At 69.5% G+C, this 14,033-nt stretch carries 11 protein-coding genes; 5 read left to right on the plus strand and 6 right to left on the minus strand.

Annotated features, from left to right (window positions below; all coding sequences use genetic code 11):
- The 3 genes from ACFVM3_RS22805 to ACFVM3_RS22815 all read right to left on the minus strand — a co-directional run bounded on the left by ACFVM3_RS22805 (window position 1) and on the right by ACFVM3_RS22815 (window position 4,064).
- Window positions 1-1,083 carry an AAA family ATPase gene (locus ACFVM3_RS22805; protein WP_378441523.1) on the minus strand — a complete coding sequence of 361 codons (1,083 nt, stop codon included), beginning with the start codon at window positions 1,081-1,083 and terminating at the stop codon, window positions 1-3.
- A gap of 13 nt (window positions 1,084-1,096) precedes the next feature.
- Window positions 1,097-2,908, minus strand: a complete 1,812-nt coding sequence (locus tag ACFVM3_RS22810; RefSeq protein WP_378441525.1) for a hypothetical protein — start codon at window positions 2,906-2,908, stop codon at window positions 1,097-1,099.
- Between the two features lie 121 nt (window positions 2,909-3,029).
- A complete protein-coding gene (locus tag ACFVM3_RS22815; protein ID WP_378441527.1) occupies window positions 3,030-4,064 on the minus strand; it encodes a PucR family transcriptional regulator in 1,035 nt (344 codons plus the stop codon).
- A gap of 96 nt (window positions 4,065-4,160) precedes the next feature.
- Between ACFVM3_RS22815 and ACFVM3_RS22820 the strand changes: the two genes are divergently transcribed.
- The 4 genes from ACFVM3_RS22820 to ACFVM3_RS22835 are packed head-to-tail and all read left to right on the plus strand — an operon-like array spanning window position 4,161 to window position 9,727.
- Window positions 4,161-5,063, plus strand: coding sequence for an alpha/beta hydrolase (locus tag ACFVM3_RS22820; protein WP_378441529.1), 903 nt, complete (start codon window positions 4,161-4,163; stop codon window positions 5,061-5,063).
- Window positions 5,060-6,814, plus strand: coding sequence for an ABC transporter ATP-binding protein (locus ACFVM3_RS22825; RefSeq protein WP_378441530.1), 1,755 nt, complete (start codon window positions 5,060-5,062; stop codon window positions 6,812-6,814). Before ACFVM3_RS22820 ends, ACFVM3_RS22825 begins: the two co-directional genes overlap by 4 nt.
- A complete protein-coding gene (locus ACFVM3_RS22830) occupies window positions 6,811-8,511 on the plus strand; it encodes an ABC transporter ATP-binding protein (RefSeq protein ID WP_378441532.1) in 1,701 nt (566 codons plus the stop codon). The genes ACFVM3_RS22825 and ACFVM3_RS22830 overlap by 4 nt, the downstream gene beginning before the upstream one ends.
- 31 nt (window positions 8,512-8,542) lie before the next feature.
- On the plus strand, window positions 8,543-9,727 hold the full coding sequence (locus ACFVM3_RS22835) for a GNAT family N-acetyltransferase (protein ID WP_378441534.1): 1,185 nt from the start codon (window positions 8,543-8,545) through the stop codon (window positions 9,725-9,727).
- Here the strand turns inward: ACFVM3_RS22835 and ACFVM3_RS22840 are convergent, their stop codons facing one another.
- Window positions 9,728-10,900 (minus strand): MFS transporter, encoded by a 1,173-nt coding sequence (locus ACFVM3_RS22840; RefSeq protein WP_378441536.1) that lies wholly within the window; start codon window positions 10,898-10,900, stop codon window positions 9,728-9,730.
- A gap of 166 nt (window positions 10,901-11,066) precedes the next feature.
- A complete protein-coding gene (locus tag ACFVM3_RS22845; RefSeq protein ID WP_378441538.1) occupies window positions 11,067-11,561 on the minus strand; it encodes a MarR family winged helix-turn-helix transcriptional regulator in 495 nt (164 codons plus the stop codon).
- Between the two features lie 186 nt (window positions 11,562-11,747).
- Between ACFVM3_RS22845 and ACFVM3_RS22850 the strand changes: the two genes are divergently transcribed.
- Window positions 11,748-12,953, plus strand: a complete 1,206-nt coding sequence (locus ACFVM3_RS22850; RefSeq protein ID WP_378441540.1) for an acyl-CoA dehydrogenase family protein — start codon at window positions 11,748-11,750, stop codon at window positions 12,951-12,953.
- A gap of 59 nt (window positions 12,954-13,012) precedes the next feature.
- Here ACFVM3_RS22850 and ACFVM3_RS22855 read toward each other — a convergent pair whose 3' ends face one another.
- A complete protein-coding gene (locus ACFVM3_RS22855; RefSeq protein WP_378441542.1) occupies window positions 13,013-13,978 on the minus strand; it encodes a sporulation protein in 966 nt (321 codons plus the stop codon).
- Window positions 13,979-14,033 lie beyond the last annotated feature (55 nt).

Genomic DNA, 14,033 nt, shown 5'->3' on the forward strand with positions numbered 1-14,033 from the left:
TCACCGCACCGTCAGTCGTTGCCAGAGGGCGTCCACCAGCCGCGGCCATGCCTCCTGATCCGGCTGGTACGCGCCCGACGTCGCGAGATAGACGGCGTCGAGCAGCCTGTCGGTGGGGAGACCGCCTTCCGCCTTGCTCCGTTCGGCGAACTCCCGGATGAGCCTGTCCCGGTGTTCGCCGTTCTCGCCGACCAGATGGCCCGCCACGATCGCCGCGAGCTGCTCCTCGTCCGGGTTCTCGATCCGCAATTGCAGGCAGCGGCGCAGGAAGGCCGGCGGGAACTCCCGTTCGCCGTTGCTGGTCATGACGACGATCGGGAAGGCGTGGCAGGCGATCCGGCCGTCGCGGACCACCGCGGTGCGCTGCGGATCGGCGGTGTGCACGGTGACCTCGGGCTGCCGGTTGCGCACGCGAGCCAATTCGTCGATGGAGAATTCGCCGTCCTCGAAGAGCGACAGCAGGTCGTTGGGCAGATCCGCCTCGGATTTGTCCAGCTCGTCGATCAGCAGGACCCGCGGCAGCCTGCTCGGAAGGAAAGCGGTGCCCAGCGGGCCGAGCCGGACGAAATCGCCGATCGGGGGTTCTTCCGCCTCGCCGCCGCGCTGCGCCTGGCTGGTCGCCGCGGCCTGCACCCGGCCGATCGCGTCGTAGCCGTAGAGACCGGAACTCAGCGCGGTGTGGCTGGTGATCGCCCAGCGCAGCACCCTGCCGAGACCGAGTTCCCTGGCGATCCGGTACGCGAGGCTGGATTTCCCGGTTCCCGGGTTTCCGGTGACCAGCAACGGACGGCGCAGGTACAGGGCGGCGTTGACCATGTTCAGCTCACCGTCGTCGACGGTCAGCTCCGAAAGCGTGAACGCGGTACCGAGACGGCGTTCCGCCTCGCCGTCGTCCGGCGGCGGCACGTCGTTCTCCGGTGGCGGATCCCCGCGATACGAACGCCACGGCGGCGGCGCGGGCAGCAGCTGCGCGAGATCGATGTCGTGAATGGGCCTTCCGGTCCCCCGGTAGATCCACCAATCGGGTGCGTCGTGCTGCGGCGTCCGGCCGTTCACGGCCGCGTCCTGATCGTTCCCGCTCATCCGCGGCATCCCCTTACAGTCGAGTCGGGATCAACGGTTGGTCCAGAACGATCACCCGTTTCGGGTCGTCCCACATTACCACCAGATCGTGAGCCAGAGAATTCTTGAACGGTACCGCCGCCCCCGAATTCGCCAGTTTGCGGCGATCCGGGAGTTCGATAAAACCGCTGTCCGCGGCCAATACCCAGTCGAGCAACTCGCGCAGGTTCTCCGGCTCGGCGTCCGGATGCCAGAGCACCACCGGAAGGCCGCTGCGGAGCGCGGTCGTCAGTTCGTCCGGTACGCCGCCCGGTTCCGCTTGGGGCGACGGGGGTTTCGCCATTACCAGGCCGACCCAGTGATCGTCGCTCAGTATGGCGTCGATCGGGTGATCCTCGAACTCCGCGCACCCGGAATAGTGCAGCCGGTCGGCGGCGGGGTCCTTCACCATCGAATCCCAGCGAACATGCCATGCGCGATGCCAATGCCTCGCCCGCATCCTCTCCAATGACCGAATTCCGAGCCGGTACCCGTAGCGCAACGGCTGGGGATGGCCCGTCTCATGTTCCTTCGCCCAGCGCTGCACGGGCAAATTGATCAACGTCCTCGGCAGCAGGAATTCCACCGACGCGGACATGCTCTGGCCGGACCAGACACCTTCAGTCTCCAAGATGACGTCATCGACCCTGAACTCGACCTCTTCTATCCCGATTTCCCGCACCCCACCGAGTGACGGTGGCCAGACCTCCGGATCGTCCTGCCGCCAGAACGCGAGCGTGCACCGCGTGGGGTCCCCGGAAACCGGTTCGAGCATGATCAACAGATGCAAATGGGGCCGCTCCGGAATCGGCGGCCTGCTCTGCCGCTGGTGCAGAAGGGCGGGGCCGAGCCGCAACGATCTGGCCTGGTCGGCGATCCAGTTCGCGATCATGGCCGCGGGCTCGCCGTCCACGTTTTCCGCGAGCAGGCCGAGAAAAGACAGGGCGGGCGGGACACCGTCCGGCCCCGCGTTGAAGTCCGCGAGCAACTGGAAAGCGCCCCACGCGTCGGTGACGCCGTCCAGCTGGGGCAACGGGACCGCGGGACCGAGCGCGCGGGCCACCATGACCGCCATCTGGGGGACTTCCAGCCGGGTCAGCCTTCGGTGCAGACCGACCAGATCCTTGCGCGGGACCAACTCCAGAACGGCGCTGTTCAGATCGGTCAGAAAGAGGTCTTCGGCGGCCACCACCGCCGGTTCGGGAGCTTTGGCGACCGGCGCGATACCTTCTCCGTGCAGTCGTAAATAAGCCGTTCCGGTGAAGGTCTTCACCGAAACGGGTATCGGACTGTACGACTCGGGCAACAGGCCCGGGTCCTTTTCGATGACATCGGCGAAAAAACGCTGCGAACAGATGAACGCGATCATCCGGCCGGATTCCGCGAACGCGTCCTTCGCCTGCTGCGCGTCCAGAATGCGGAAAGCGATGTCGACCGCTTCACCGACCCACCCGTTGCCGGCGTCGATCACCTCGCCGGAGTTGAAACTCACCCGGAGCCGCATCTGCGCCTGCGGCGTCCGCGTGTGGTTGTACCGGCGGAGGGCGACCGCGATACGCTCCGGAAACAGGTCGGCGACCAGGCTTTTCGTCGTTCCGGGCGGAAGAAGGACCAGCACGCCGTCGCCGCGGTCCTCGTGCGCGCAGGAATCGAAATCGATACCGCTTTCGGCGAACGCCGTCTTCAGCACCTCGTACATGCCTTGGTGCACGGCGAGTCTGTCGAGCCGGTTGCGGTCCGGCGCGGTGAACCCCACGACGTCCACCACGACGATCGTGCGGTCGAGAGCCCGCGTCGGTCGCGCCACTGGCCCCCTCCCAAGGTCCACGGCGCCGACCCACGGCGCCGACCGCCACATTATCGCGTCGATCGGCTCCGAGTTGAGTGTCAAATGACAAATCGGGGGCGGCGGGAGCGTGCTGAGGTAGTCATTCGCCGAGCAGCCGCCACGCGGTGAGAGCGAGCCTCGCCCTGGTCAGCCCGAGCGAGTCGGTCAGGTCGACGGCCAGGCTCTTGCCGATCTGGGTCAGCCGTCGCGCGACGCTGCTGTGGTGCAGGTGCAGGAAATCCGCGGCTTGACGCACCGAACCCGTGGCGCAGTAGGCGTCCAGCGTCCGCAGGTCCTCGGCATCCGCCGCCAGCTTCGAGATCGCGACGACGTCGGCGTTGGCCCGCGTGTCCTCCTCCGGGATCCGCGCGAGCAGCGCCAGCGCTCCGAGGTCGCCGTAGTGGATCACCGGACAGCGCGCGGTCGTGAACCGCAAGGCCGTCCTGGCGTCCTGCCAGGACCGATGCGGGCACTCGGCCTCCCCGATCCCCGCCCGGACGTCCTCCGGGAAACGCTCCGGATCCACCGCGGTGGCGAGGATGATGCCGACGTCGGTGAGGGACGCGGCCTTGACCGGGCGCCCGGGGCAGATCAGGTTCCCGACCTTCTCGAGCGGGAGCCCCGACCGGACGGCGACCACCCTGATCGGCGCGTCACCCGGGAAACCCAGCAGCCGCAGGGCCCGGCTCCTCGCGGCGTCGTCACCGGCGGCGCTGATCACGAGTTCCACCAGCGCCGGATCGGCCATGGTGGTGCGGGCCGGTCCGTACCGTTCGACGACCGTCGCCACGGCGATCGCGAGCCGGTCCAGCACCGCTTCGTCGAGGGCGACCGGTGCTCCCTCGCGTTCCAGCCACACCGTGCCGATCTCCTCGTCGTCGAGGGTGACCGCCGCCGTGATGGACGCGGGCACGTCGGTCGGCGCGGCTTCGCGGCCGTCGGGCGCCATGCGGATGATGCGACCCGTGCTGTGGAGCCGGATGCCCGCCACGCATTCCGCCAGGCCCGCGGTGGCGCGAGCGAGCGCGGGGAGGTCGACCCGCCGTCGCATCAGGGTGTCGTAGAACATCACGACCCGGATCGCGCCTTCGACGTCGGGATCCAGATGCGACAACCGCGCGGCCAGTGCCTCCATGTCCGCGAGCGTACGCGGCGATCGTCGCGCGAAGGGGCGATCACACGCGACGGATGGCGGCCGCCTTCCGCGTCCGGAGCCGGAAGGATCGTGGTCATGGATCCCGAACTCGAAGCCTTCATCGCCCTGTTCCCGAAGGCGAAACTCGACGACCCGGTCGCGGACCGCGAGAGCTTCGCGAAACTCGCCACGTCCGTACCGCAGCCCGACACGTCGGCCATGGAGGTCGAAGACCGGACGGTGCCCGGTGATCCCGGCGTCCCGGTCCGGATCTACCGGCCACGGGAGGCGCAGGGCGCCATCATCTGGCTGCACGGCGGCGGCTGGGTCATGGGCAACCTGGAGACCGAACACCCTTGGGCGGCGCGGCTCGCCGAAGCCTCCGGCGCGACAGTGATCTCGGTCGAATACCGGCTGGCACCGGAAAACCCGTTCCCGGCCGCGTTCGACGACGTCTACGCCGTGCTGAACTGGACGGCGGACCACGCGGCAGAACTCGGTGTCTCCCCCGACCGGATCGCGATCGGCGGGCACAGCGCGGGCGGCGGGCTCGCGGCGGCGACGGCACTGCGGGCCCGCGACGAAGACGGCCCGCGGATCTGCTTCCAGCTGCTCAACCAGCCGGGGCTCGACGACCGGCAGGAGTCGTGGTCGGCGCGGAACTTCACCGACACGCCGTGGATGAACCACACCAAGATCACCGCCGCGTGGGGGCACTACCTGGCCGGAAAGCCCGCGCCTTCACCGTATGCCGCCCCTTCGCGGGCCACCGACCTCTCCGGCCTGCCGCCCGCGTACGTGGCCTCCGCCGAGTTCTGCCCCAATCGCGACGAGAACATCGAGTACGCGCTCCGGCTGCTGCAGGCGGGGGTTTCGGTCGAGCTGCACCAGTGGGCGGGCACCTTCCACGGGTCGCAGGCCATCCTGTCCGCCGAGGTGTCCCGCCGTCAGATCGACGAACTGGGCGGCGTCCTGCGCCGCGCGCTGGCCGGGTCATGACAGCACCCACAGCGCCACCCACGACGGCCCGGCTGCTGCGCCCGTTCGCCGGGAGTTTCGCCGCTGTCGTCGTCCTGCAGGTCATCGGCGCCATCTCGGGGTTGGCGCCGCTGTTGGCGGTCGTCGAACTGGGCAGGGCACTGCTGGCACCCGGTCCGGCCGACGAGAGCCGGGTGTGGACGGCGGTCGCCGTGGGCGCGGCCGGGATGTTCGTCCGGCTGGTGCTCACGGCCGCGTCGTCCGGGATCGGGCATCTGCTCGACGGCCGGGTTCAGCTCACGTTCCGCCGCCTGCTTGCCGAACGCCTGGGCCGAGTGCCGATCGGCTGGTTCTCGAGCCGCCGCACCGGTGAACTGGCCAAGGTCGTCGGCGAGGACGTCGGCGCCGTGCACCCGTTCATCGCCCACACCCCCGGCGAGCTCGTGTCCGCCTTCGTCGTCCCGCTGGTGTCACTGGTCTACCTGCTCACCATCGACTGGCGGCTCACCTTGATCACGCTGATCCCGATGGTGCTGGCGGTGGCCATGGTCCCGCTGATGATGACGCCGTCCCGGCTGCGTGAGCAGGAGGAGTTCGACCGGGGCATGGCGGGGATCTCGGATTCGGTCGTCGAGTTCGTCCAGGGCATCGCCGTGGTCAAGGCGTTCGGCGGCGCGGGCCGCGCCCACCGCAGGTTCCGCACCGGGGCGGACGCCTTCGTCGCCACGTTCACCCGGTGGGTGCACGGCATGGCCGGGCCGGCGGCGGGGATGCAGCTGGCGCTGTCGCCACCGTTCGTCCTGCTGGTGGTCCTGATCGGCGGCACGCTCCTGATCATCGGCGGCGGCCTCGCCCCGGTCGATCTCCTGCCGTTCCTGGTACTCGGCCTTGGCCTGACCGCACCCGTCGCCGCGCTCGGCCACGGCTTCGACGAACTCCAGGCCGCTCGTCGCGCGACCGGCCGGATCCGCGAAGTGCTCGGCGTACCGTCGCTGCCCGAGCCGTCGAAACCCGTCGCGCCGCGTGGCCACCGGGTGGAACTGCGCGGTGTCCGCTTCGGCTACGAGGCGGAGCGCGAGGTACTGCGCGGGATCGATCTGGTGCTCGAACCGGGAACGGTCACCGCGCTCGTCGGGCCGTCGGGCGGCGGAAAGTCCACTTTGGTCACTCTGCTGCCGCGGTTCTTCGACCCGACGGGCGGTTCGGTGCTGCTGGGTGGCGTCGACCTGCGTGAGATCGGCAGCCGGGAGCTGTACCGCAACGTCTCCTTCGTGTTCCAGGACTTCCGCCTGCTGCGCGCGTCGGTCGCGGACAACATCGCGCTCGCCGTGCCGAACGCCGATCGCGAAGACGTCGTGCGCGCCGCCCGGCTCGCGCAGATCCACGATCGCATCCTGGAACTGCCGCATGGCTACGAAACGGTGCTGCACGAGGAAACCGGGCTGTCGGGCGGCGAAGCGCAGCGGATCTCGCTGGCTCGTGCGCTGCTCGCCGACACGCCCGTCCTGGTGCTCGACGAGGCCACCGCGTTCGCCGACCCGCGGACCGAACTGGCCGTGCGCCGGGCACTGACGACGGCGCGCGCCGACCGGACGGTCCTGGTCATCGCCCATCGCCTGGAGACTGTGGTCGACGCCGACACCGTCGTACTACTGGAGAACGGCTCCATCACCGAACGCGGGAAACCCGCGGATCTGCTGGCGCGGAACGGGAGGTTCGCCGCCTTCTGGCGTTCCCACCGCTCCGCCGAACCACTGGGGGAACCTCGATGATCCGGATGTTGCTGAGCGTCCTCGGCCCCGACCACGCCCCGCCGGTGCGGCGCACCGTGGTGCTGATGACGGCGACCGCGATCGTCGAAGGCCTGTCCTACGCGCTGCTGGTCCCCTTGCTGCGGGCGCTGCTCGGGAGCACACCGGACGACGCCGTCCCCTGGCTGATCGCGTTCGGCGCGGCGTTCTCGGTGTTCGCGATCCTGCGTTACCGCGCCGATCTCTCCGGCTTCCGCGCCGGGACGACGTTGCTACGCGGGATGTACCACCGGCTCGGCGACCATCTGGCCAGGCTGCCGATGGGCTGGTACAGCGGTAAGCGGGTCGGTGAGGTGTCGTCGCTGGCCGGACCCGGTGTCCTGCAGGCGATGGGCGTGATCGCGCATCTGCTGGCGCCGTTCATCGCCGCCTGCGTCACTCCGCTGACGATCGTGTTCGTGATCCTCGTCTTCGACTGGCGGCTGGGGCTGGCCGCGCTGATCGCGGCCCCGGTCGTGGCGGCCGTCCAGGCCTGGACGGGCCGTTCGATGGCCGCCGCCGACGAGGAGGCCGCGGAACGCGGGAACGAGGCCACCGGGCGGGTCATCGAGTATCTGCAGGCGCAGCCGGTACTGCGCGCGGGTGGCCGGACCGCAGAACGATTCCGGTTGCTCGACGACTCGCTGCGGGACCTTCAGCGCGCGAACCGCCGGTCCACGCTGTCGGCGCTGCCCGGTGTCGTGGGGCTGACGTTCACGGTGCAGGCGATGTTCACCGTCCTGCTGGTGCTGGGCGCGTTCCTCGCGCTCGGCGGAGGCATCGGGGCGCCCGAGGTGCTGACGATCCTCGTCCTGGCCGCGCGCTGCGCGGATCCGCTGCTCTCGCTGACCGATATCGGCGGCAAGCTCCGCGGCGCGCGTTCGGTGCTGACGAGGCTCGACGCGCTGCTGCGGACCGAACCGCTGCCGGAACCGCCGGACCCCGTCCGGCCGGAGCGGCACGACCTCGAATTCGAGTCCGTCGTCTTCACCCGCGGCGGCCGCACCGTGCTCGACGGCCTGTCGCTGACCGTCCACGAAGGACAGAAGCTCGCCGTCGTCGGGCCTTCGGGTGCCGGGAAGAGCACGGTGCTGCAGCTGCTCGCCCGGTTCCACGACGTGGATTCGGGAGCGGTGCGCGTCGGCGGGGTGGACGTCCGCGCGATGAGCACCGAGGACCTGATGGCGCGGATCGCGATCGTCTTCCAGGACGTCCACCTCTTCGACGGCACGATCGAGGAGAACATCCGGCTCGGCCGTCCGGACGCCGACGACGCCGAAGTGCGCGCCGCCGCGACGGCGGCCCGGTTGGACGAGGTGATCGAGCGGCTGCCGGGCGGCTGGTCCGCGAACGTCGGCGAAGGCGGGGCGCTGCTGTCCGGCGGGGAACGCCAGCGGGTCTCGATCGCGCGCGCCCTGCTGAAGGACGCGCCGATCGTGGTGCTCGACGAGGTGGCGTCGGCGCTGGATCCGGTCAACGAGACGGCCGTCCACGAAGGCATCGAGCGGCTCATGGCGGGCCGGACCGTGGTGATGGTGGCGCACCGGCTGCGGACCGTCGAACGCGCCGATCACGTGGTCTTCGTGGACGACGGCCGGATCGTGGAGGAGGGCGGCCACGACGCGCTGGTCCGGCTCGGTGGCCGGTACGCCGGGTTCCTCGACCTGCAAATCGCTTGACGCCACGCGGGAACGGCAATGCACTGGGCCGATGAAGATCCGTTCCACGACCGCCGAGGACCGCGACGTCTTCGTCGACACCATGTTCGCCGCGTTCGCCCGGTTCCCGGACACCGCGGGCGAGACCTGGTCCGCGCTCGAACTGGACCGTGGCCTGCTCGCGGTGACCGACGACGGGCGGCCCGTCGGCACGGCCGCCGCGTACACCTTCGAGCTCACGCTGCCGGGTGACGTCGTCGTCCCGGCCGCCGGGGTGACCGCCGTCGGCGTCCTGCCCTCGCACCGGCGGCGCGGTGTGCTCAGCGCGATGATGCGGCGTCAGCTCGCCGAGTTCCGCGAGCGGGGCGAGTTCCTTTCGGTCCTGCTGGCATCGGAAGCGCTGATCTACCGGCGATTCGGCTACGGCCCGGCGACCTACACCCGGCGTCTGACGGTGCCGCGCCATCGGGCCGCCCTCGCCGTCGGGACGGCCGGTGGCTCGATCGACGTGCTGCGCCGGGCCGAGTGCGGCGAACTCCTGGAGGAGATCTACGACCGGTATCGCCGCGCCCGGCCCGGCGCGCTGTCGCGGCCGCACCGCTGGTGGTCCTTGGGCGCCGGGCAGCCGCCGATCTCCCGGGCAGCGCGCCATATCGCCGTGCACCGCGACGCCGACGGCGTCCCGGACGGGTACGCCTCGTACTCGCTCACCGAGCCCAGCACGCTGACGGTCGACGAGACCATCGCCGTCGACGACGAGGTGTCCACGGCGCTCGCCCGGTTCGCGCTCGGACACGACCTGGTCACCGAGGTCGTGTTCAAGCACTGCCCGCCAGACCATCCGCTGCGGTGGCAGCTCGAAGACTTCCGTGCCGGCGAAGTCGGCGGCGACACGGACTGGCTCTGGGTGCGGCTGCTGGACGTGCCCCGCGCGCTCACCGCACGCGGCTGGTCCACCGACGGCGAGCTCGTCCTCGACGTCGACGACCCGGCGCTCGGCGAACGCGGCCGGTACCTGCTCACCGTCCGGGGTGGTGAGGCGGACTGCGTCCCGACCGGCGCCGAACCCGACCTGTCCCTGGACGTGAGCGACCTTGGCTCGATCTATCTCGGCGGCACCGCCCCGAGCCTGCTCGTGCGGGCGGGCCGCGTCCGGGCCCATCGCCCGGACGCGGCCGCGCTCGCCGACGCTCTGTTCCGCACCGAACGCGCGCCGCACTGCCTGCACTGGTTCTGATCAGGTCCGGCGGGTGCCGACCGTGAACAGCAGCGACGCCGCGGTCAGCACCACGCCGAACCACACCACGCTGGTGATCCCGGCGTGGTCGGCGAGCAGCCCCGCGATCAACGCGCCCAGAGCGATGGAAGTGTTGTACGCCAAGGTGTTGAGCGACATGGCGGCCTCGAACGTGTCCGGCGCGGACCGCTGCGTCATGGTCAGCTGGCTCAGCTGCACCACGCCGTAGGACAGTCCCCAGAGCACGAGCGCGGCCAGCGCACCCACCTGGCCGTGGCCGACCGCGAGCAGCAGCAACAGCGACGTCACGAGTCCGACCGCTCCGACCGCGAAACTGACGAGCACGTTCTTCGCCACGAAATGCCCCGCGACGAAGTTCCCCACCGCTCCCCCGGCACCGAAGACGATCAGGCACACCGTGACGAAAGCGGGCGACGCCGACGAAGTGCCTTCCAGGAAGGGACGGATGAAGGTGTAGACGCCGAAGTGCCCGAGCACGAACAGGACCACGGTGATCAGGACCGACCGCAGACGCGCGTTCACCCGTGGCAGGCCGAAGACTTCACGAACAGGGACAGCGTTCGCCGACGGCAGGGACGGGACCAGGACGAGCACCGCGAGGAAGACCAGGACGCTGAGCCCGCTCCAGATCAGGAACGTGGACTGCCAGCCGACGAGGCGTTCCAGGACGGTACCCAGCGGCATCCCCAGCACGGTGGCGATGGAGATACCGGACATCACGACCGCCGCCGCCCGGTTCGCGTGCCTGCCGGGGACGATCCGCATCGCCATCCCCACGCCGATGGCCCAGAACGCGCCGTTGGCGAAGCCCATGACGAGCCGGGTCGCCAGTACCAGGGGATAACCGGGCGCGAGGGCGGTGATCAGGTTGCCGGCGGTCAGGATCGCCAGCAACGTGGACAGCAGGACGCGCCGGTTGATCCGCCGCGTCCACGCGACCACGAACGGCACGCCGAGGCCTGCCGAGACGCCGTACAGCGTGACCATCAGGCCGGCGGCGCCCACCGAGATGTCCAGGCTGGAACTCACCGGGGTGAGCAGGCCGACGGGCATCAGTTCGGTGGTGAGGAAGACGAACAGGCTGGCGGTGATGGCGGCGACCCCTGCCCAGCCCTTCAGGGTCGAATGCGCGTTTTCGGTTCGGGTGGCCATTTCTTCTCTCTCGATGACGAGCATGACGAAGAAACCCCTGCGGGCACGGCGATTCCGCCCCTGGGGTGCTTCGCACCAGAAGGATCGACGGCACGCGGGACGACCCCGCGAACCTCTTAGCGCTAAGCTATTCGATGCTTAGCGCTAAGTCAAACGAGTTGGCACCTCAGTCGTCGAGAGCGACATCTCCCAGTGACCGCAACAGATTTCGCAGCAAGGCGGCCAGTTCGTCCCGCTCCTCGGGGCTGACCGCGCTCAGGAGCCGGTGCTCGGTGTCGACGTGATCGGGCAGGGCACGGTCGATGAGTTCGCGCCCTTGCTCCGTGAGGTCGACCAGCACCCGGCGGCCGTTCGTCTCGTCGGGCGCGCGGACCACCAGACCGCGCTCTTCGAGCCGGTCGAGCCGCTGGGTGATCGCACCGGAGGTGACCATCGCCGAGCGCATCAGGTCGGCGGGGGTCAGCGTGCCGGACCGGCGCAGGGTCGCCAGGACGTCGAACGACGACCGGTCGAGGTCGTGACGGGCGAACGTCTTGCGCAGCTCGCCCTCCATGACCCGGGTCAGCCTGGTCAACCGCCCGATGACCCCCATCGGGGAGACGTCCAGGTCGGGACGGGCTTCGGCCCACTGGCGCAGAATGTGATCAACGTGATCCGGCACGACCGGAGATTACCCCGGTCCCAGAGCGCGGACGTTCGTTGACACCCCGTAACGCCACTGCTCTACTCGGACGCATGCGCTGTCCGGCCTGAATCAGTGTCCGCTCATTTCGGAAACACCCGGGAATTCCGGGCGTCGCATGCTGCCCGGAAACCCGTTCGCCCTCGCACAGAACGGAATTCACCCATGACCACGACCGAGAACCGCGTCCGACCCGCCAGTGAATGGCTGGCGGCCGCGAAAGACGTCGCCGCCGAACTCGCGGTGGACGCGGCCGAACGCGACCGGAAGAACGAGACGCCTTACGCGGAAGTGCGGCTGCTCAAGGACTCCGGTCTGGTGACCCTGCTCGGCCCGGTCGAGCACGGCGGTGGCGGCCAGAGCTGGGAGACCGCCTACCGCGTGATCCGCGAGGTCGCGCGCGGCGACGGCTCGATCGGCCAGCTGCTCGGCTACCACTACCTCTGGGCGTGGGCCGCGCGCCTGGTCGCGACCGACGACCAGATCGCCGCGGTCGAAGAACTGTACACACGGAACAACTTCTTCTTCGGCGGCGCGGTCAATCCGCGTGACTCCGACCTGAAGATCACCGAAGCGGGCGACGAGATCGTCTACAACGGACACAAGTCGTTCTCCACCGGCGGCAAGGTCTCCGATCTGACCGTGCTCGAAGGTGTTCTCGAAGGCACCGAGGACCACGTCTTCGCCATCGTCCCGTCCGAACAGGACGGTATCGTCTTCCACGACGACTGGGACAACATCGGCCAGCGGCTCACCGAATCGGGCAGCGTGACCATCACCGACGTCCGCGTCCCGTGGGCGAGCGCGGCGGGCTACGTCGACAAGAAGTTCCACCCCTTGACCTACAACACGCTCAACGTCCCGGCGATCCAGCTGGTGTTCACCAACTTCTACCTCGGCATCGCGCAAGGGGCGCTGGAAACCGCGCTGACCTACACCCGCGAGCACACCCGCGCTTGGCCGTACGGCGGCGACAACAAGACTTCCGCGGGTGAAGAGTGGTACATCCTCGACGGTTACGGCGATCTCCAGTCGAAGCTGTGGGCGGCGGAAGCACTCGCGGACAAGGCCGGGGCCGCGATTTCCGCCGTTCTGCACGCACCGCGCGAGGAACTGACCCCCGAAGCCCGCGGCGAAGTCGCGGTCCTCATCGCGGCGGCCAAACAACGCGCGATCGAAACCGGCCTAGAAATCGGCACGAAGATCTTCGAGTTGACCGGTGCGCGGGCGAGCGCCACGAAATACGGTCTGGACCGCTTCTGGCGGAACCTGCGCACGCATTCACTGCACGATCCGGTGGCCTATAAGCGCCGCGAAGTCGGTGCGTACGTATTGCTGAACGAACTCCCGGAACCCACCTGGTACACCTGAGCCGGCCACCGCGAAGTGACCCCTGGGCACACCGGCGCCCGGTGTGCCCAGGAGCCGGATCACTCCTCGAAGCCTTCGTCGCCACCGTCGAAGGCGTCCTCCATGACCTCGCCGAGGATCATGCCGCCGACCACGCCTGCCGCGGCACCGGCGACCACGCCGCCCATCCCCGGTCCACGCCTGCCGTGGTGACCATGGTGGTCGTAGTCGTGGCCATAGTGCTCCTGGTGCCCGCCGAACATGGCGTGCCCGCCGCCCGACTCGGCGACCTTGGTCAGCCAGCCGTCGATGGCCGCCGCCCAGTCGGTGCGCAGGGCCTCCTCGTGCGAAACGTGGAAGCGGCCGAAGGAGTCGCCGCCGGAGCGGAACATGCCACCGCGCCGATCGGCCTCCAGCACCACCACGAGGTCGTCCGGGCTCGCGACGAAGGTCAGCTCCACCTGGCTGACGCGGCCCGCGTAGCGCGACGGCGGGAAGAACTCGATCTCCTGGAAGAACCCGAGCTCCTGCCGGACGCCGTGCAGCCGCCCGGCTTCGACGTCGGCGCTGCGGAACGAGAAGCCCAGCTCGCCGAACGCCTCCAGCACCCGGTCCTGGGATTCGAGCGGCCCGACCAGCACCGGGTCCAGGTCGCCCTTGTCCGGCGCGCCGGCGATGACGAGCTCGGTCCGCACGCCGACGACCACACCCGGCAGTTCACGTCCGCCGACCGCGCTGATCGGCGTCTCCCACGGCAGCGCGATCCGGAACGGAACCGTGGTCAGCTGCCCCGCCGCCACCTTCACCTTGCGGCCGGCGCTGACCCGCAGGAACTCCGCGGTCCCGGCGCGCTCGTGGTCGCCGTGCTCCACCTCGACCCTGGTGACCAGCGAAAGCAGGATCTCCTCGATCTGGGCGTCGCTCGAACCGCCCTGGATGCGGACCTGGCCGGTGATCACCTCGCCGGGAACGGCGTGCGGTGAGTCGAGCACGGTGTCGACGGACGGACCGCCGACCCCGAAGGCGCTGAGCATCCGTTTGAACATCAGGGATTTCCTCCGCTGGGTACTGGAACAGGGGTACCGGAACACTTCGACTACT

The organism is Amycolatopsis sp. NPDC057786 (genome assembly GCF_042797905.1).
In the GTDB taxonomy this organism is placed as follows: Bacteria; Actinomycetota; Actinomycetes; order Mycobacteriales; family Pseudonocardiaceae; genus Amycolatopsis.